This is a genomic window from Pseudomonas granadensis (assembly GCF_900105485.1).
In the GTDB taxonomy this organism is placed as follows: Bacteria; Pseudomonadota; Gammaproteobacteria; order Pseudomonadales; family Pseudomonadaceae; genus Aquipseudomonas; species Aquipseudomonas granadensis.
On the sequence record NZ_LT629778.1, the window covers coordinates 1,741,164 to 1,761,395 of the forward strand.

Genomic DNA, 20,232 nt, shown 5'->3' on the forward strand with positions numbered 1-20,232 from the left:
AGGCTCAACACAGTTTTTTTTCACATTTTTCACAATCAGGCCGGTTGCAGCTCGGTCAGCACTTTGCCGGCGTTCATCCGCACCAGTTGGTCGGCGACGTCGAAGTAACGATCGTCGTGGGAAATGACGATGATGGTTTTGCCCAGACGCTTGAGGTCAGGCAGCAGCTCGGTGTAGAAAATACGCCGGAACGTCGGGTCCTGATCGGCGGCCCATTCGTCAAACACCAGCACCGGACGTTCTTCCAGCCACGCATTGACCAGCGCCAGGCGCTTGCGCTGCCCGGTCGACAGGTCGGTGGTGGTGAAGGCGCCGTCCCGCACGCTGACCTTGTGCGCGATCTCCAGGCGTTGCAGGTATTTGTTGGCGTCCTCGGGGATCTGCGTATCGCCCTGGACCACGTCGTCGAACAGGTAGTAGTCGGCGAAGATTGTCGTGAACAACTGGCGGTAATCATCGCGGTTCGCCGCGTCGATCAACTGCTCGTTGAGGCGGATCTCACCCTGCTGCGGCGCGTACAAGCCCAGCAGCAGTTTGATCAGGGTGGTCTTGCCGCAGCCGTTTTCGCCGACGATGAAAATGATGTCGCCCTGTTCGATCTTCAGGTTCACCGGCCCGAGACGGAAGGGCGCAGCGCCTTCAACGGTCGGGAAACTGTAAGTGACATTGTTCAGTTCGAGGCTGTGTACGGCGTTGTTTTTCGGCGCCTGCTCGCTGAGCAACAGATGCGGTTCGGGCGAGGAGAATTGTTCCGACAAGTCGGCGATGCGGCGGAAGGCGATCTGTGCGCGGCTGACAATCGGCAGCGTACTGATCAGGTGCTCCAGCGGGCCTTTCATGTACAGCAATACCAGCACGAAGCCGCTGATCACCGCTTTGTCCGCGCTCGGCCAGAACGATTGCAGGATCAGCGCCAGGCCAATCACCACGAAAAACAGCATTGAGCCGAGCGTCTTGGCTATGACGAAAATATTCACCGAGCGCACCTGGGTGTCGCAGATCTTGTTCGCCGTGCCTTCGATGCCCGAGACGAACATGCGATGACGGCGCCGGCGGTGGATGCGCAGCTCTTTCGCGCCTTCAGCCACGGCGTGGTAGTTCTTCTGCAGCTCGTCTTCGTAGTCGCGGGCCTTCATGAAGCCCTGCATGCCGCGGCCGCGGGCGATGTACTGGATGACCGTGCTCAGCGCAATCGCCACCACCACCATCAGGAACATCGGCCACGACAACATGGCCAGATAGCCCATGCAGCCGAGCGTGACGGTCATGGAAATCGCCAGCGGGGCAAAAGCAAACGCGAAGTCGCTGATGGTGTCGACGTCGTGGGTCAACACCGGGATCAGCCGATGGCTGCGGTAGCGTTCGATCTGCTCGATGGGCGCCGACAGGACTTTCTCACCCAGCTCTTTGCGCAATCTGGCAATGATGTGCTGGCCGACATGGTTGGTGCCGATGTCGGAGCAAATCGAACTGGTCAGGGCCAGCAGGCACAACCCGGCGAACACCGCGACCATGCTGTTGCTGACGGCGCCTTCGCTGTGCAGCACGCTGTTGATGGTCGCCAGCAATGCGGTGACGCTCAGCCCGCCGAGCATGCCGAGCAGGGTCGAGACGATGACGATCAGCCGAAAGGGTTTGAGCAGGGCGAACAATTCGTTGATCACCCCGCGTGTTGGTTTGCTCATGGAGGTTCCCTGCTTGAAAGAGCGGCGAAGCCCGCATGCCGGAGCGCGGGGTTCGCCTGGATGACGTAGAGGGCGGTGGCGCGCCGTGGCGGTTCGCGCTCACCTGTAAAACGGCTGGCAGGACGGCGAATTTAGCCGGGCGCAGGCGTTACAGATCGCGGGCGACCCGAAAGCCGATCCAGTCGCCGCGGGTGTCGGTGTAGGTGGCGTTGCGGTTGCCCGAGCGGGAAAACACCGGCGCTTCACCCCAGTCGTTGCCCCGGATGCGCCGCACTTCGCACTTGCCGCTCAGCCAGGCGCTGCCATCGCTCGGCGCGCCGACGTAGTTCTCGTTGTAGCAATCGGCAGTCCATTCGTAGATGTTGCCGTGCATGTCGTAGACGCCGAAGGCGTTGGCCGGAAAACTGCCGGCCGGCGCGGTGAAGTTGTAGCCATCGGCGGCGCCATAGGTGTTGGCGTGTCGGGCGATGCTGTATTCCTTGCCTTCATCGAAGGGGAAGGGGAACGGGCCGCTGCTGCCGCCACGGGCGGCGTATTCGCGCAGGGATTCGCTGACCAGTCGATAAGCCTTGCCGGTCTTTTTCGACAGCCACGCCACGTAGGCCTCGATTTCCGCAAAGTCCATGCACACCGCCGGATGCTTGTCGGTGTACTGCTTGCGCGGGTCGCTGCCCTGATAGTCGGGAACCCCAGCCTTGCACGCCCGGCCGGGGCGCGTGTCGCCATCGGGCATTTGATAGCCGGTGTCCTTGAGGTAGGCGTCCCACTGACCTTTGAGAATCTGGAAACGGCTGATCGCCAGCGGCTTGGCGAACGTCACCGGATGCATCGGACCTTCGTCTGGCTCGCGCCCGACTTCGTCCTCCGGGGTGCCCATGCTGAACGTGCCGGTCGGCAGCACGACCATTTCCGGGCAGTCCTTGCAGTCCTTGAATACCTTGCCGGGTGCCAGCGGGGTGCTGGCCTGGGCGGCAGCCGGCGACAACAGGACGGCGAGGGTGCCGAGCATCAGCGCCGGCAAAGGCTGCAGAAGAAAACGACGTGGTACGGATTTCATGGTGGCTCTCGCTAAAAAAAGAAGGGTGCTCACAGGGCCTGGTCGAGCACGGCCAGCAGGCGGTCGATCTGCGCTTCGTCGTTGAGCAGGCCGGGGGCGGTGCGGATCACCGGGCCGACGTCGCGGTGCACGGCATCGGCAATCACGCGGTTGGTCATCAGGTGCGCAGCAACCTTGTCACTGTCCTCGCCCTTGACCCGGAAGAAGGTGAAACCGGCCGACAATTGCGGGCTCAGCGGCGTCACCATCTCGATCTGCGGACGTTGTTGCAGGCGTCGCTTGAGGTAACTGTTGAGCGCATGAATGCGCGCTTCGACCTCAGCCTTGCCCAGTTGCAGATGCAACTTGAAGGCTTCGTCCAGCGCCCAGCGGTGCTCGAAGGCGTGATAACCGCCGGGCGTCATGGTGGTGGAGAACGCGGTGGCCTCGGAGAAGGTCGGAATCACCGGGGTGACGTATTTCACCTCTTCGAAGCGGCTGCAGATGATCCCGGTGCCCCGTGGGCCGAACATCCATTTGTGCGTGCCGGCGATAAAGAAGTCGCAATTCATCTGCGCGAAATTCAGGTTGTCGACGCCGAAGCCGTGTACGCCATCGACCACGTAGACAATGCGGTCGGCATCGCTGCGGCCGCGATTGTGTTTGTCGACGATCGCACCGATTGCGCCAATCGGCAGTTTCAGACCGCTGCCGGAGTGCACCCAGCACATGCCCAGCACGCGGGTTTCCGGGCGGATCGCATTGTCGATGTTGGCCAGAATTTCGGCTTGGCTGGCGCTGAACACGTCCTTGAACAGCGGAATTTTGCGCACCCGTGTGCCGTCACGTTCGCTGCGCAGCGCAAGGGTGGTGTGGGTGGCGTAATGTTCATGGACGGTGGTGAGGATTTCCTGATCGGCGCGTACGTGCACGCCACCGTAAATCGTCGCCAGGCCTTCGGTGGTGCTGCCGGTCAGCGCGATCTGTTTCGGGCTGGCCTCGAGGTAGCGGCCGGCCCAGCCCCGCACGTTTTCTTCACGCTGTTCGATCACCCCCAGATCCCAATCCATGGCCAGGCCGGGATTTTTATCGAGGGCGGCGCGATGCCGGGCAATCGCCTCGCGCACCGGTCTGGGGTGCGAAGTGATGAGGAAGTTGGAGAAGTGCAGATAGTCCGGATCCTGCTCGAACAGTTGCTGCAATTGCGCCCACTGGTTGCGCGGCAGCGGTGCGTTGCTTGCCGCACGGGCGACATTCGGCAGGCTCGCCCCCAGCGGCAGCGCGGCGGCTAGAATCCCGGCCTGCTTGAGAAAGTCACGACGATTGCTCATGGCGTGGCGGTTCCCGGCGCGGTGGCCAGTGCCGGTTTCGCGGCGTTCTCGACCTGATCCCAGACGCGCAGGAAGTTGCCGCCCCACAGCTTGGCAATGTCCGCTTCGGAATAGCCGCGCGAGATCAGCTCGGCGGTGACGTTGCGAATCTCGCCCACATTTTCGAAACCTTTGACGCCGCCGCCCTCGTTGAAGTCGGAACTGATGCCGACGTGGTCGATGCCGATTTTGCGGACCGCGTAATCGATAGCGTTGCCGAAGTCCTTGAGGCTGGCTTTGGGCTCCTCCTCGAGGATGCCGTAGAGGCGGCTGGCGTACTGGCCGAATTTCTGCTCGGACCATGCCGCGATGATCGGGTCGCCGGGCATCAAGGCCATGGCCAGGTTCGGCAGCGGTGGCAGGTCGAAGTCCTTGCGCATCTCGTTGAGCTTGTCCTGCGTGGCCTGGGTCAGCGGGCGCAAGTACTGGGAAAATGCGACGATCTGCACCACGCCGCCGCTGTTCTTGATCAGCTGCATTTCCTTGTCGCTGAGGTTGCGCGGAATATCGACCATCGCCCGCGGCGCCGAATGCGAGGCGATCAGCGGGGTACGGCTGAGTTGCGCAACCTGCTCGAGGGCTTTGCTCGACATTTGCGACACATCGATGATCACCCCCAGATCGTTGAGGCGCTTGACCGCTTGCTTGCCCAGATCCGAGAGGCCGTCGAGGGCGTCCGGTGAGTCGTTGAGAAACGGCAGCGGCCGCGACGAGTCGGCCCAGTCGTTATTGCCAATGTAGCTGAAACCAAACATGCGCATGCCACGCGCCGTCCACAGATCCAGCAGGTTCAGGTCGTGGCCCAGCGGGTATGCGTTGAGCATGCTGATGAAAATCGCGAATTTACCCTCGCCGTGCAGGCGACGGAAATCGTCCGGCGTGTAGGCGATGGCGACTTGATTGGGATAGTCGCGAACCATGCCGCTGATAATCTTGAAGCGGATTTCCTGCTGGTTGCGCGCCTCATCGACGAAGCCGGGCGTCGGTTTGTGCGGGGCGTTCGGGCCGTTCCACATTTCCGGCCAGCCGAAGATGGTCAGCGCCGCACCGGACAGTCGCCCGCGATTGGCCTTGGCCAGGTCGAACTGACCGTCGCCGTCCTTGTCGGCTTCGTGGCCATCGGTGCCGAAGTTCTGCGTCAGGCTGACGTGGCTGTCGAAGGACAGCATGCGTTCGTGCAGTTCATCTGCCTGTTGCATCACTTTGACCGGGTAGCCGAGATCGTCCTTGAACCAGTGGTGCCACACGGCAAAGCCGGCGCCAGCGCTGATCGCCAGGGCTAACGGCAGGCCGATGAATAGAGCCTTTTTCGAACGTGGTTTTGTCATTGCCATCTCAGTCGGGTTCGCCAGTGAGGTGCAGGCGCGGCGGCCTTTGCTATCTGGGAAGAACGAGTGATCGGCGGGGAAATTTAGGCTGGCCGCGTGCCGGCGAACATGCCGCTTAAATTTGCCGGAGCAACAAACGTTCTAGCTTGGATAAAGCCTGCTTCATGGCTGACACAGGTAGGGCAATGAAGATTTCTCGACGATGGTTCATGGCCGGTCTGGCGCTGACCGGCGCGGCCGTGCCAGCGGCTTATTTCGGGCATCGCGAATGGACAAAACCGGACCCGACGATCACCCCGGGCGAAGCCTCTTTCGATGTGGCGGACGTGGCCGGTCAGCGCCTGGCGAACGCCTTGCGCGGGGTCTGGGATATCCGTTTCGAAGGCGCCGATGCCGGCCTTGAAGGCTTGCCGAATACCGGACTGCAGGTGTTCCTCGATATCGGCCAGAAGGGCCGTGGCGTCTGTGGTTTTCTCGACACGCCGCAGCGCTTGCGCTCTGGCGACACACCGCGTTACCGGATTCTCGGCGATCTGGCCAAGGCCGATGCCGCGAAACTCAGCTGGCGGTTGATCGGCGCCGATGGCCAGATCGGCTATGAGCTGGAAATGATCCTCGATGAAGTCTGGGCCGACTTCGGCAATGCCGGCAGCGGCACCCTCAGCGGCAAGGCGCTGCGTCTCGATCGGCCATTGAGTTTGCCCGTGCAGGACAACCGTTTCGTTGCGGTCAAGCAATTGTTCCCCGAAGCCCGCGAACGCACACCGCTGAACGAAACATTGCTGGCGTGGCTGATTTCCCCCGAGCATCGCCTGTTCCACCAGTTGTGGCATGCGACCCGTGACAAGTGGCACAAACTCCCTGAGGACAAGCGCGAGGCATTGCGCGGCATCGGTTGGCAACCCGGCCCTCGCGATCACGAGCGCGATGCCCGTGGCCCGCGCAAGGATCGTAATGGCTCGGGTGTCGATTTCTTTTTCATGCACCGGCACATGCTGGGTACTGCGCGCTCGATGCAGCATTTGCCGTCGTGGGAGTATTTCCCGCTGCCGCAGCCGGAACTGATCCGCGACCGGCTCGGTTTTGCTCGCTATTTCGATAACCACGACGGCACTGCCTTACCGCCGACCTGGACCGCCGCCGGCGACGATGAATTCAGCCAGTGGGTCAGCGACATCAAAACCGCCGAAACCTATGAGAGCAACTTCCAGGTCTGGGAGTCGCAGTACCGTGACCCGGCGTACCTGGCCAGACTGACCCTGGGCCAGTTCGGCTCCGAGGTCGAGCTGGGTCTGCACGATTGGCTGCACATGCGCTGGGCCTCGGTGCCGCGCGATCCGTCGAATGGCCAACCGGTGCCGTTCGCACGCGATCCGGCCGACTTCGCCGCGCGCTGGTACCGCCCTGAAAACGACTTCCTCGGCGATCCGTTTTCCTCGCACGTCAATCCGGCGTTCTGGTATTTCCACGGCTGGATCGATGACCGCATCGAAGACTGGTTTCGCGCCCACGAACGTTTTCATCCGGGCGAAGTCAAGCGTTTGCAAGTCAATGGCGTGCCATGGTTCGCCCCTGGGCGCTGGGTCGAAATCGACGACCCGTGGCTGGGCCCGATCACCCACGGCTGCAGCCCCACGCCCGGCCTGCAGATGGGCAAAACGGTAGAAATGGACCCCGAAACCATGAAACTGGCACTGCGCATCACCTTCCTCACCGACGAAGAAAAACTCGCCGGCCTGTTCCGCCGCGTGCCGCAACGACCTTGGTATGCGCGGAATCTGAAGGCTAAAGCCAGCCCGGCTTGACGACCAAAAGCAACGTCAAAAGCCCCACACCCTAGCCCTCCCGAAACGTCGGACCGCCCGTAGGGAGAGGGGACTGATCGCGGTAATTGAAAGACGTGCGTCGACATGAATACCGAGTCGTACGCACATTTTGAAAAGCACAAAGATCGGCTCCCTCTCCTGGGGGAGAGGGCTGGGGTGAGGGGCAGCCACGCCACCAATCCAAAGCCAACCACCCGCTTCTCACCACTCTTCCGCCGCGTGCCGCAACGACCATGGTATGCACGGAATCTGAAGGCTAAAGCCAGCCCGGCTTGACGACCAAAAGCAACGTCAAAAGCCCCTCACCCTAACCCTCCCGAAACGTCGGACCGCCCGTAGGGAGAGGGAACCGATCGTGGCGGATGCGAGGGCTACGCCGACTCGAAATACCGAGTCGTACGCACATTTTGAAAAGCACAAAGATCGGCTCCCTCTCCAGGGGGAGAGGGCTGGGGTGAGGGGCGAATCCACCACCAATCCCAAGCCAACCACCCGCTTCTAACCACTCAACAATGAGCGCAAGCTCGCGTGCCTTTGATCTTGCCTAACCAGCGACATCGGAAGGCTGAGCGGAGGGATTGATCCGGGCGTGGGAGCGCAGCGACCGTCTGGCGCAGCCAGACACAGCGGAAGTAGGTGCAGCGCAGCAAACCGTAGCCGCTGCGCCCGGATCGATCCCGGAGCGAAGGGACCCGAGCCTGCGAGGGCCGAACGTAGGAGCAAGCGTTTTTTGCTTACTTTTTTTGGCGTTTGAAAAAAAGTGAGTCGCCGTAAGGGCGAAACCCTAAGCCGCCGTTACCGCAGCAACGGATATGTACTCCAAAAAAACAGCGCCTGAAAGAAAGCCATCGCTTGCAGGCAAGCTCCCACAGGGAAAGTGCGTACACCGGTCCAAAGCTGGCGCCCAATCACAGCGCCCGCCACCCACCCCCCAACGCCTTGTACAGCGCAATACTCGCCTGCACCCGCGCCAGCCGCAGCTGCACCTGCTGATCCTGTGCGGCATACAGCGTGCGCTGAGTCTCCAGCACCGTAAGCAGATCCTCAGCGCCCGCTTCGTAACGGCTCTGGGCAATATTGAAAGCGATCTGCGCCTGACTCAACTCCTCGGATTGCCACTGCCGCTGCTCATCCAGACGACGAATGCTGTTCAGGGCTTTTTCCACATCGGCGAAACCATTGACGATCGCACCTCGGTAAGTTTCCAGCAGCTCCTGCTGACGCGCCGTGGCCTTGTCACGTTCAGCGCCGAGGCGACCGTTGTTGAAGATCGGCGCGACCAGGCCGGCGGTGAGATTGTAAAAAGGGCTGCGCAACACATCATCGAACTGATCGGCACCGGAGCCCAGTTGCGCCGTCAAAGTCAGCGTCGGCAGCATCGCCGCACGGGCGACCTTGACGTCGGCCTCGGCGGCGGCCAGTTGCGCTTCGGCGCGGGCGATGTCCGGGCGCCGACTGAGCAGTTCGCTGGGGATGCCGGCCGCAATCTCGGGCCATTGCATGTCTTCGAAAGAACCGGTTGGCGCCAGTTGTTGCACCGGTTGGCCGAGCAGTGCCGCGAGGCTGATCAACGCAGCCTGGGCCTCCTGTTGCACGCGCGGTAATTGCCACTGCTGGGCGGCGACCAGACTCTTCTGTTGCGCCAGTTCCAGCGCCGTGGCCGAGCCTGAATCGAAGCGTGTCTGCACCAGTTTCAACACCCGTTGCGCGTTGGCCAGATTCAGTTCGGCGATGCGGCTTTGCTCGCGCAGCGCCAGGGTCTGCGCATACGTCGTGGCGACGCTGCTGAGCAGGGTCAGTTCGACCGTCGCGCGATCGAACTCGCTGGCCTGCAAAGTGAATTGCGCACTGTCGCGGGAGGCACGTTTACCGCCCCAGAAATCGACTTCGTAGGTAGCGCTCAGGCTGGCATCGAAATAGTCCACGGCCTGGTTGCTGCTGTCAGCATCGAGCTGGCTGTAGCCATTGCCGCGCAGCAGCTTTTGCCGATTGCCGTTGAGCCCGGCCTTGATTTCCGGCAACTGCGAGCCACCGGCAATCACCGTGCCGGCCTGGGCCTGGCGCACGCGCGCAACCGCAGCGGCGAGGTCGAAACTGCCGAGGCGGGCCTGTTCGATCAGGCGATCGAGTTCCGCGCTGGCAAATTGTGTCCACCACTGCCTATCACTCTGGGCGACGCTGGCGGCGTGCGGCGCTTGCCAGGCCGCGGGTGCCTGCACGCCGCTGTCCGGGCGCTGAACGGGACTGCCGCAAGCGCTGAGCATCAGGCACACGGTCAACACACTGAGACGCGGTTTCATAGATCGATCATTCACTGATAAGGGCCGTGACCGGGTCAAGCCGGGCAGCTTTGCGGGCCGGCATGAAGCCGAAGACGACACCGGTCACCAGGGCGCAGGCAAACGCGCCGAGCACCGCCAGCAACGAGAAGGCGACGGCGACTTCACTGAGAATCAGCACGCCGCCAACCATCAATGCCAGGGCGATCCCGGCGATGCCGCCGACCACCGAAAGCATCACCGCCTCGGTGAGAAACTGACGCAGAATGTCGCGTTGGCGCGCACCGGTGGCCATGCGGATACCGATCTCACGGGTGCGCTCGCGCACGGTCATCAGCATGATGTTCATTACACCGATGCCGCCGACCAGCAGCGAAATCGCCGCAATCGAACCGAGCATCAGCGACAGGGTGTTCTGCGTGCGCGCTTCGGCCTGGATCATCGCGGCATTGTTGGTCAGCTCGAAATCCTTCTTGCCGTTGTGCAGTTGCAGCATCAATTGCTCGATGGCCTGCTCGGCGTCCTTGACCTTGCCTGCGTCGGTGGCAGCAATGGCGACGTATTCCGGGTCACGCGTGCCGAACAGCCGAACGCTCGCAGCGGAGTAGGGGATGGCGATGCGGTTGTCGCTGTCGGAGTCGCCGGAACTGGCGCCTTTTTCCGCGAGCACGCCGACCACCTGAAACGGTACGTTTTCGATCAGGATGTATTGGCCGATCGGGTTGGCGATGTCCTTGAGCAGTTTGGTTCGTACCTTGTGGCCGATCACCGCGACGGCGGCTGCGTTGGCTTCGTCGGCCTCGGTGAAGTAGCTGCCTTGCACCACCGGCCAGTTGAAAATCGCCGGGAAGTTCGTGTCGTTGCCGCCTACGTAGCTCAAATGGTCGGCATTGCCGAAGCGTACGCCGGCCTCGGCGCCGTTGACCGGCATGATCCGTTGCACTTGCGGCAGGCTTGCCAGCGCCCGCACGTCATCGAGGGTGACGATCCCTGGCGGCGTGCGCGGATTGGGCGCCGAGCCGCTGAGGTAAATAATGTTCGAGCCGAACGCGCCCATCTGCGCCATGACCTGGCGCTTGCTGCCTTCGCCGACGGCGAGCATCACCACCACCGAGGCCACGCCAATGATGATACCCAGCAGGGTCAGTGCGGTGCGGAAACGGTTGATCCACATCACCCGCCACGCAGCCTGCAAGGCGTCGACCAGTTCGCCTTTCCACGCGCCGGTGGCTTCGGCGCCTTCGCTCAGGCGCTTGCGCAGGTCGACCGCTTGCAAGGCGCCGGGGTTGGCGCTGGTCTGGGCTTGGGGGTGGTCCTTTGCGCTGTCACTGATAATCAGGCCATCACTGATTTCGATGATGCGTTTGGCCCGCGCTGCCACTTCGCGGTCGTGGGTGATAAGAATCACCACATGGCCCTGACTCGCCAGTTCGTCGAGCAGCGCCATGACCTCTTTGCCGCTGTGGCTGTCGAGGGCGCCGGTCGGTTCGTCGGCGAGAATGATGTGGCCGCCGTTCATCAAGGCGCGAGCGATCGAGACCCGTTGTTGCTGGCCGCCGGACAACTGATGCGGACGGTTGCCGGTGCGCGAGGCCAGACCGAGCCGGTCGAGCAGGGCGGCGGCGCGGGCATGGCGTTCGGCGGCCGGGGTGCCGGCATAGATCGCCGGCATCTCGACGTTCTCCTGAGCCGAGCCGGACGGAATCAGGTGGTAGCCCTGAAACACGAAACCGAACGCTTCACGGCGTAGCCAGGCCAGTTCATCGCTGTCCAGGCCGGCGACGTTTTCCCCGGCGAAACGGTATTCGCCGCAAGTCGGCCGGTCGAGGCAGCCGAGGATGTTCATCAGCGTCGACTTGCCGGAGCCGGACGCGCCGACGATCGCCACGAATTCGCCGGCGTGGATCGACAGATCGATGCCGCGCAGGACGTGAACTTGCGGTGCGTCGCCGCCGCCGTAGGATTTGCGGATGTCCTGCAGGTCGATCAGGGGCGTTTGCATTCAACCCCCACTACCGCTGGCCGGGCCGATCAGCAGATGATCACCTTCATTCAGGCCGTCGAGAATCTGCACTTTGAGCCTGTCACTGATGCCGGTGCGCACTTCGCGGGGCTCGATCTTGCCGTTGGCGGCGACCACCTGCGCGGTCTGCCGATCGGCCTTGCTGCTGCCTTGCAGGGCGGCCACCGGCGCGGTGAGTACGTCTTTGGCCTGATCGGCGACGAAGAACACCTGCGTGGTCATCTCCGCCATCAGGGCGTTGTCGGCGTTATCGACATCCAGCAGCACGGTGTAAAGCACCACGCGGGCGCTGCCGCTTTTACTGCTGTTGGCCGGGCTGCCGCCGCCCTGGCTGGTCTGGTCCAGTGGCTTGGGTGGCACTGGCAGAATTTGTCGGACCTTACTGCTCCAGCGCCGGTTGCCGCCGCTGAGTGTGGTGAAGTAAGCGGTCATGCCTGGTTTGACGTGGCCGATATCCGCTTCCGAGACTTCGGCCCACACGGTCATTGGCGATAATCTGGCGATGCGTAAAATCAGCGGCGTCTGTTGCTGGGCATTGAGGGTCTGGCCTTCGCGCGCATCGAGAGCCACCACGGTGCCGGCCATCGGCGCATAGATCTGCGTGTAGCCGAGCTCGGCCTGATCGCTGCGCAGGCTGGCTTCGGCCTGGCGTATCTGCGCCTGGAACATGTCGATGCGTGCTTGCGTGGCTTTCAGTTCGGCGCGGGCAGTCTGGACATCTTCTTCACGGGTCGCGCCGCCAGCCGCGAGGTTTTGCTGACGCTGGTATTTCTGCTGAGCCAGTTCGTGCTGGGCGCGCTGCTCCTGCCATTGCGCCTTGAGGTTTTCAATGGAGAAACGCCCGGCGTCGAGTTTGGCTTTCTGTGTCGACGGGTCGATTTCCACCAGCAACTGGCCTTCCTTGACCACGTCACCCACTTCGACATGAATCTTCTGAATCTGCCCGGACGCCTGCGCGCCGACGTCTACGTAACGGCGCGGCTGCAGCGTGCCGAGGGCGGTGACGCTGCTCTCTATATCGCCGCGCGACACTTGCACGGTGACAAATTTTTCCCGACCCGGTGGCAGTATCTGCCACGCGGCATAACCGACAACCGGGATCAGACAAAGGACTACGAGCAGGGCGCGTCGGGCAGGGCGGGGACGTTTCATGCAGGGTTCCGGCCAGTGGAGTCGGCCCGTCGTTCGGCTGGCACAATCAGGTTGGGGCCGCAGCGAACGCTGTCACGGGGCGCGACAGACACGGGAAGCTGTCCTGTAAACGTGGCAAGGGCAGAGGAATTTAAGCGGAGACACACAAAGTTACAGCTATAGAAGCGGACTATTTGTCGGTCAAGGCCAAACACTACTTTAAATCTATATGAGAATTACTATAAATTACGTCCTTCAAGTTGCCACTATCTTGCTACTGCCGTTTGCGGCGTCGCCGATCAGTGCGCTCAAGGACAGAAACCGCAGATTTGCGGGCGGGAGTCATGTTGGAAAACTACTATCGAGAGCTGGTGTGTTTCCTGAACGCCAAGCTCGGCAACCGTCAGGTCGCCGAAGATGTGGTGCATGACGCTTATCTGCGGGTGCTTGAACGCTCCAGCGAAACCCCGATCGAACAGCCCCGCGCGTTTCTCTACCGCACTGCGTTGAACCTGGTCATCGACGACCATCGGCGCAATGCCCTGCGCCAGGTCGAATCACTGGAAGTGCTCGACAACGAAGAGCGCTATTTCACCCCGTCCCCGCATACCACCCTCGACCACGGTCAGCGCCTGGACATGCTGCAACGCGCCCTGGGCGAATTGTCGCCGCTGTGCCGCGACAGTTTTCTGCTGCGCAAGATCGAAGGTCTGTCGCACCCGGAAATCGCCGAGCAATTGGGCATATCCAAAGCGTTGGTGGAAAAACACATCGTCAACGCGATGAAACATTGCCGCCAGCGGATCAAGCAATGGGATGCCCATTGAGCCGGCGCCGTTAAATTTTATTTCCCTGTCCTCGTTCCTACTCAACAGACGACCTGCTGTCCTGCTCAAGGCCAGTCGGGTCACTTAGGCTCTCCTTGCCCCTTGTTGAGGGGTTCATCCAGAGGACACTGGAAATGACTCAGGCAATTGCATCGCCCATCGTTCACGACCTGATCGGCGTCGGTTTCGGCCCTTCGAACCTGGCGCTGGCCATCGCTCTGCAAGAGCGCGGACCGACCCACGGCGAGCTGGATGTGCTGTTCCTCGACAAGCAGGCCGATTACAGCTGGCACGGCAACACCCTGTCGACCCAGAGCGAATTGCAGATTTCGTTCCTCAAGGACCTGGTGACCCTGCGCAATCCGACCAGCCCCTACTCGTTCGTCAACTACCTGAAATATCACGGTCGTCTGGTCGACTTCATCAACCTCGGCACCTTTTACCCGTGCCGCATGGAGTACAACGACTACCTGCGCTGGGTGGCCGGGCAGTTCACCGCGCAGAGCCGTTACGGTGAAGAAGTGCTGACCATCGAGCCGGTTCTGCATAACCAGCAGGTCGAGGCGTTGCGGGTGATTTCCCGTGGCAGCGACGGCCAGCAGTTCGTGCGCACCACGCGTTCGGTGGTGGTCAGTGCTGGCGGTACGCCGCGTATTCCCGAGGCGTTCAAGGCGCTGAAGGGTGATCGCCGGGTCTTCCATCACTCGCAGTACCTGTCGCAGATGGCCAAACAGCCGTGCGTGAACAATCAGCCGATGAGCATCGCGATTATCGGGGGCGGGCAGAGCGCAGCGGAGGCGTTCATCGATCTCAACGATTCGTTCCCGTCGGTGCAGGTCGACATGATCCTGCGCGGTTCGGCGTTGAAGCCGGCGGACGACAGCCCGTTCGTCAACGAGGTGTTTTCGCCGGAATTCACCGACCTGGTGTTCCAGCAGAACAGCGCCGAGCGCGAGCGTCTGGTCAACGAGTATCACAACACCAATTATTCGGTGGTCGACATCGACCTGATCGAACGCATCTACGGCATCTTCTATCGGCAGAAGGTTTCCGGGATCGCCCGGCATGCCTTCCGCACCCTGACCACCGTCGAGAGCGCCACCGCGACTGACAGCGGTGTGGAACTGGCGGTGCGCAACAACGCCACCGGTGAAGTCACCGTGCGGCATTACGATGCGGTGGTGCTGGCCACCGGTTACGAGCGGCAGATGCATCGCAAACTGTTGGCGCCGCTGGAAGAGTATCTGGGCGAGTTCGAGGTTGACCGCCATTACAAACTGATCACCGATGAGCGCTGCAAGGCCGGGATCTACATGCAGGGCTTCTGCCAGGCCAGCCATGGCTTGAGCGACACCTTGCTGTCGGTGCTGCCGATCCGCGCGGACGAAATCGCCGGTTCGCTGTACGAGCATGGCAGGCACCGTGGGCAGCGGTCGGTGGCAGATCTGCTGCTGGCGACGGCCAGCTGAGATCTGCTGCGCCAGACACACCGCAATCGCTAGCAGGCTAGCTCCCACAGTGGACGGTTGTGAACACAAAATCTGTGTTCGCCCCGAAACCCTGTGGGAGCCAGCCTGCTGGCGATGAGGGCCTTGAGAGCGCTTGTGAGTCTGCTTCCTGAACCCTTCCTGAACCCTTCCTGAACATCCCTCACATCCCTTCCTTTCGCCGTTTACTCCGACATATCCGGGGCGTAAGCTCCACGCGTTTTCATCAATAGCGGAGACCCACAGTGGGTACTTGTTCGAGTGACAGTTGTCGGCCGGTCTCGGTAACCGGCAGATGCTCGGCAAGATAACGCGCAGCCTTTTCTCTGCCGTTGTCTCGCCGTAACAGCGAGCAGCGGCATCCCGTGCATGGCCCATCCTGGGCATGCCTCGACGTCCTTCTCATCAACGCTGAACAGAGCGTGATGACGACTTCATAGTCGTGATCGCAGCCCTATCGACACGCCTGTCTTTTTGACCGGCGCGCCACGCCTTGCCGTGCCGGTTTTTCCGGCGGCAGCGGTGCGCTCGTACCTGCTTGACGGTTTCCCGGCTGACCACAGGGGCAACAGCCATGAAACTTACGCTCAAGGAATTTTTCGCAGGCTTCCTGCGCAACCGCCACATCGCCCGGCACTTCCGTCGTCTGGCGCTGCTGGAATCGCTTAACGACAGCACGGTCAGCCGCGAAGTCCCGCTAACCCTGGCCAATACGCTGGTCGCTGCCGCGCATTGCGACAGCAGCGAATTGTTGTCATCGCTCGGCAGCCATTGCGAAGGCCTGCGCGATGTCGACGTCGACGCACTGCGCGCGCAACACGGCTTCAACGAAGTCGAGCACGAGCAACCGCTGTCAGGGTGGACGCACCTGTGGCTCTGCTACAAAAATCCGTTCAACCTGCTGCTGACCTTGCTGGCGGTGATCTCGTGGCTGACCGAAGACTTGAAGGCCGCCGTGGTGATTTTCTCCATGGTGGTGCTGTCGACGCTGCTGCGCTTCTGGCAGGAAAGCAAATCCAACCAGGCCGCCGATGCACTCAAAGCCATGGTCAGCAACACCGCCACGGTACTGCGCCGTGATGCGCCGCGCAGCGAATTGCCGATCAGGCAACTGGTGCCGGGCGATCTGATCGTGCTCTCCGCTGGCGACATGATTCCCGCCGATTGCCGGGTGCTCAGCGCCAAGGATCTGTTCGTCAGCCAGGCGGCGATGACCGGTGAATCGATGCCGGTGGAGAAATTTCCGCGCCAGGCCGATCGCGATACGCGCAATCCGCTGGAGCTGGACAACATTCTGTTCATGGGCACCAACGTCGTGTCCGGCACTGCCGTGGCGGTGATCCTCACCACCGGCAATCACACCTGTTTCGGCGCGCTGGCGCAGCGGGTCGGGGCGACTGATCGGGCGGTGACCTCGTTCCAGCAAGGGGTCAACAAGGTCAGCTGGCTGTTGATCCGTTTCATGTTCGTCATGGCGCCGCTGGTGTTGTTCATCAACGGTTTCACCAAGGGCGACTGGACCGAAGCGCTGCTGTTCGCGCTGTCGATTGCGGTCGGCCTGACCCCGGAAATGCTGCCGATGATCGTCACCTCGACCCTGGCCAAAGGCGCGGTGTTTCTGTCGCGCAAGAAAGTCATCGTCAAGCGCCTCGACGCGATCCAGAACTTCGGCGCCATGGACGTGCTGTGCACCGACAAGACCGGCACCCTGACCCAGGACAGGATCTTTCTCGCGCGCAATGTCGACGTCTGGGGCGAAGACTCCGACGACGTGCTGGAAATGGCCTATCTCAACAGCTACTACCAGACCGGTCTGAAAAACCTGCTCGATGTGGCGGTGCTGGAACACGTGGAAATCCATCGTCAGCTGAAAGTCGGCACGGCGTTTCGCAAGGTCGATGAGATCCCGTTCGACTTCAATCGCCGGCGCATGTCGGTGGTGGTCGAGGGCCGTGGGCAGGCGCATCAATTGATTTGCAAAGGCGCGGTGGAGGAGGTGCTGGCGGTGTGCAGCCGGGTACGTCATGGCGAGGTTGATGAAGCCTTGAGCGATGAACTGCTGAGCCGGATTCGTCAGGTCACTGCGGCGTTCAATGCTGAAGGCTTGCGCGTGGTGGCGGTGGCGGCTCGCTCGATGCCAGTGGGTCGCGATGTCTACAGCCTTGCCGACGAACAGGACCTGACGCTGATCGGTTACGTGGCGTTCCTCGATCCACCGAAGGAAAGCACGGCGCCGGCGCTCAAGGCTCTGGCCGCACATGGCGTGGCGGTGAAAGTGTTGACCGGCGACAACGAGCTGGTGACCGCGAAGATCTGCCGCGAAGTCGGCCTCGCTCAGCAAGGCTTGCTGATGGGCAACGATATCGAGCGCATGAGCGATGCCGAACTGGCCGTGGCCGTCGAGCAGACCAACGTCTTCGCCAGACTGACGCCGTCGCACAAGGAACGCATCGTGCGCATCCTCAAAGGCAACGGCCATGTGGTCGGCTTCATGGGCGACGGCATCAACGATGCGCCAGCGCTGCGTACTGCCGATATCGGGATTTCCGTCGACAGCGCGGTGGACATCGCCAAGGAAGCGGCCGACATCATTCTTCTGGAAAAAAGCCTGATGGTGCTGGAGGAGGGCGTGCTCGAAGGCCGGCGCACCTTCGCCAACATGCTCAAGTACATCAAGATGACCGCCAGCTCCAATTTCGGCAACGTGTTCTCGGTGCTGGTGGCCAGTGCGTTCATTCCGTTTCTGCCGATACTACCGATGCACCTGCTGGTGCAGAACCTGCTTTACGACATTTCGCAGATTGCCATTCCGTTCGATAACGTCGACGAGGACATGCTGAAACAACCGCAGCGCTGGCAGCCGGGCGATGTTGGGCGTTTCATGCTGTTTTTTGGCCCGATCAGTTCGATTTTCGACATCACCACGTTTGCCTTGATGTGGTACGTGTTCGATGCCAATACGCCGGATCACCAGACGCTGTTCCAGTCTGGCTGGTTTGTGGTCGGGTTGCTGACCCAGACGTTGATCGTGCACATGATTCGCACGCCGAAGATTCCGTTTCTGCAAAGCCGTGCTGCGATGCCGCTGTTGGTAATGACCGGGATTATCATGGCGGTCGGGATTTTTCTGCCGATGGGGCCGTTGGCGCATTACTTCAAGTTGCAGGCATTGCCGTCGCTGTATTTTGTGTTTTTGCCGGTGATTCTGCTGGCGTATATGGGGCTGACTCAGGCGGTGAAGGGCTTTTATGTTCGGCGGTTTGGCTGGCAATGATTGGTCTGTGCTGTGTTGGTTTTTTGGGTACATATCCGGTGCTGCGGTCACGGCTACTTAGGGTTCCGCCCTTACGGCGGGTCACCTTTTTCAAACGCCAAAAAGGTAACCCAAAACGCTTGCTCCTGCGTACGGCCCTCGCAGGCTCGGGTTCCTTCGCTGCGGGATCGATCCGGGCGCAGCGGCTACGGTTTGCTGCGCTGCACCTACGTCCGCTGTGTCTGGCTACGCCAGACGGTCGCTGCGCTCCCACGCCCGGATCAATCCCTGCGCTCAGCCTTCCGATGTCGCCGGTGACGCAAGATCAAGATCAAGGGCACTCGAGCTAACGCTCATTGTTGAGTGGTTAGAAGCGGCGCTTGGCTTGAGATTTTCGGTGGATTTGCCCCTCATCGGAACGCCGCCCGCCCAGCCCTCTCCCGAGGGAGAGGGAGCCGATTTGTGGGGGCTTCAGAACTTGAGTTCAACTCGATATCCCAGTTCAGCATATCTCCCACATCCCCCACGATCAGTCCCCTCTCCCTCCGGGAGAGGGCTAGGGTGAGGGGCTTTTGACGTGGCTTTTGATTTCAGGCCCGCCCGAGGTAACGCGTTGCCGCGCCGCCATCAGCAGCACCCCGGCACTGGGCTGCAACAGCGCCGCGCCCGGACGGCCTCGGACGAATGATCAATTTTTTAGGAAAAGTCCTACAGAGCCCGGTACACGCAATTGCGTAGCCTTGCCCCACCCAGAAGCCCTGGAGGGAGAATGACCATGATCAACAAAGCCCTGCGAATCCTGATCGCCGATACCCAGCATTTTCACCGGATGAAAATCGAGCGCCTGTTCAACAGCCTCGATTATTACCGCGTGGCGCCGGTGCAAAGCCTCGCCGAGCTGTTGACGCTGGTCGACTACGGTTGCGAGCCGTTCGATGCGGTGATCATCAATGCCGATCTGGCGGGTCGGCTCGACCTGCCGGGGTTTTTCCTCGATAACCCACAGGTGCGGCAGGCATTGATCTATAACGAGCGCACGGCGCCATTGCAGTGCGCTGCAGGTTTCGCTCAGGACAATGTGCAAATCAGCCCGCTGGCGTTGCCCGGACTGCCGGCGATCAAACAGTTGATGGCAATGGTCGAGACGCCGGCCATCCGGTGCGAGACGTTGGCCCGGCAGCCGCTTGCGACGGTGCGCAGGGCAACCCATGCATAAAGAATCAACGTGCACAACTGTCAGACCTGACAGGTGATTTGCCCGTCGTTCCGTGTAACAGTCCCGGCGCAGCCACCGAGTCCGGATCCGCCCGCACCGGTGGGCTGTTCGTCCGGCTTTGCACTGGGAGTGGCCATGAAGCCCGAGATGTCAGCGCTGATCGTCGACGATCATCCGGTGGTGCGCGCTGCCATCCGGATCGTATTGCAAGCTGAAGGATTCAAACTGATTTACGAGGCTTCTCAGGGCAACGAGGTGCTGGCGCTGATTCGTGAACACCAGCCGCGACTGGTCATCCTCGACATCAACCTGCCGGCGCTCGGCGGACTGGAAGTGCTGGCACGGATCAAGGCCAATGATCTGAATTGCCGCGTGCTGGTATTCAGTACTCACGATCCGTTGTTTTACCAGCAGCGCTGCCTGAGGGCCGGGGCAATGGCCTACGTGACCAAGACCAATCAACTGCAGCAGTTGCACAAAGCCATTCAGGCACTGATGTCCGGTTACACCTATTTTTCCGCGTTGTCGGATACCGCCAGCGTGCTGAATGCGGTGCAAACCACCGAGAAGGAAATGATCGATCAGCTTTCCAACCGTGAACTGAGCATTCTCGAACAATTGGGGCAGGGCAAGTCCAACAAGTCTATTGCCGAGGACATGCACCTGAGCCACAAGACCGTCAGCACGTACAAGACCCGATTGATGAAAAAACTCGGGGTCAATTCAGCGGTGCACTTGCGCGATTTCGCCAAGCGCAATCACGTCATCTGA

General features: G+C 61.3%; 13 protein-coding genes. 6 read left to right on the plus strand and 7 right to left on the minus strand.

Annotated elements, in window-relative coordinates:
* Positions 1 to 35: 35 nt before the first annotated feature.
* The 4 genes from BLU52_RS07645 to pvdM all read right to left on the minus strand — a co-directional run bounded on the left by BLU52_RS07645 (position 36) and on the right by pvdM (position 5,419).
* Positions 36 to 1,685 carry a cyclic peptide export ABC transporter gene (locus tag BLU52_RS07645; protein ID WP_090282612.1) on the minus strand — a complete coding sequence of 550 codons (1,650 nt, stop codon included), beginning with the start codon at positions 1,683 to 1,685 and terminating at the stop codon, positions 36 to 38.
* A 148-nt stretch (positions 1,686 to 1,833) separates the two neighbouring features.
* Entirely contained in the window at positions 1,834 to 2,742 is a 909-nt protein-coding gene (gene pvdO / locus BLU52_RS07650; protein ID WP_090282613.1) for a dihydropyoverdine dehydrogenase, read from the minus strand.
* 29 nt (positions 2,743 to 2,771) lie between these two features.
* Positions 2,772 to 4,052 carry a pyoverdine-tailoring periplasmic protein PvdN gene (gene pvdN, locus BLU52_RS07655; protein ID WP_090282614.1) on the minus strand — a complete coding sequence of 427 codons (1,281 nt, stop codon included), beginning with the start codon at positions 4,050 to 4,052 and terminating at the stop codon, positions 2,772 to 2,774.
* The gene (gene pvdM / locus BLU52_RS07660) at positions 4,049 to 5,419 is read right to left on the minus strand and encodes a pyoverdine-tailoring dipeptidase-like protein PvdM (protein WP_090282615.1); all 1,371 of its coding nucleotides are present in this window, start codon (positions 5,417 to 5,419) and stop codon (positions 4,049 to 4,051) included. The genes pvdN and pvdM overlap by 4 nt, the downstream gene beginning before the upstream one ends.
* 185 nt (positions 5,420 to 5,604) lie before the next feature.
* Between pvdM and pvdP the strand changes: the two genes are divergently transcribed.
* Positions 5,605 to 7,224, plus strand: a complete 1,620-nt coding sequence (pvdP, locus tag BLU52_RS07665; protein ID WP_090282616.1) for a pyoverdine maturation tyrosinase PvdP — start codon at positions 5,605 to 5,607, stop codon at positions 7,222 to 7,224.
* 929 nt (positions 7,225 to 8,153) lie between these two features.
* Here pvdP and BLU52_RS07670 read toward each other — a convergent pair.
* Genes BLU52_RS07670 through BLU52_RS07680 form a run of 3 tightly spaced genes read right to left on the minus strand, consistent with a single transcriptional unit; the run spans position 8,154 to position 12,699 of the window.
* Positions 8,154 to 9,545 carry an efflux transporter outer membrane subunit gene (locus BLU52_RS07670; protein WP_090282617.1) on the minus strand — a complete coding sequence of 464 codons (1,392 nt, stop codon included), beginning with the start codon at positions 9,543 to 9,545 and terminating at the stop codon, positions 8,154 to 8,156.
* A gap of 7 nt (positions 9,546 to 9,552) precedes the next feature.
* On the minus strand, positions 9,553 to 11,526 hold the full coding sequence (locus tag BLU52_RS07675; protein WP_090282618.1) for a MacB family efflux pump subunit: 1,974 nt from the start codon (positions 11,524 to 11,526) through the stop codon (positions 9,553 to 9,555).
* On the minus strand, positions 11,527 to 12,699 hold the full coding sequence (locus BLU52_RS07680) for an efflux RND transporter periplasmic adaptor subunit (protein ID WP_090282619.1): 1,173 nt from the start codon (positions 12,697 to 12,699) through the stop codon (positions 11,527 to 11,529). It abuts the gene before it with no gap.
* A 323-nt stretch (positions 12,700 to 13,022) separates the two neighbouring features.
* Here BLU52_RS07680 and BLU52_RS07685 point away from each other — a divergent pair, with 323 nt between their 5' ends.
* From BLU52_RS07685 to BLU52_RS07705, 5 genes are all read left to right on the plus strand, one after another.
* Positions 13,023 to 13,505 carry a sigma-70 family RNA polymerase sigma factor gene (locus BLU52_RS07685; protein ID WP_090282620.1) on the plus strand — a complete coding sequence of 161 codons (483 nt, stop codon included), beginning with the start codon at positions 13,023 to 13,025 and terminating at the stop codon, positions 13,503 to 13,505.
* A gap of 134 nt (positions 13,506 to 13,639) precedes the next feature.
* Positions 13,640 to 14,974 (plus strand): lysine N(6)-hydroxylase/L-ornithine N(5)-oxygenase family protein, encoded by a 1,335-nt coding sequence (locus tag BLU52_RS07690; protein WP_090282621.1) that lies wholly within the window; start codon positions 13,640 to 13,642, stop codon positions 14,972 to 14,974.
* A 592-nt stretch (positions 14,975 to 15,566) separates the two neighbouring features.
* Complete coding sequence (mgtA, locus tag BLU52_RS07695) at positions 15,567 to 18,266, plus strand: magnesium-translocating P-type ATPase (protein WP_090282622.1); 2,700 nt, start codon at positions 15,567 to 15,569, stop codon at positions 18,264 to 18,266.
* 754 nt (positions 18,267 to 19,020) lie between these two features.
* Positions 19,021 to 19,461, plus strand: a complete 441-nt coding sequence (locus tag BLU52_RS07700) for a chemotaxis protein CheY (RefSeq protein ID WP_090288463.1) — start codon at positions 19,021 to 19,023, stop codon at positions 19,459 to 19,461.
* A gap of 135 nt (positions 19,462 to 19,596) precedes the next feature.
* Positions 19,597 to 20,232, plus strand: coding sequence for a response regulator transcription factor (locus BLU52_RS07705; RefSeq protein ID WP_090282623.1), 636 nt, complete (start codon positions 19,597 to 19,599; stop codon positions 20,230 to 20,232).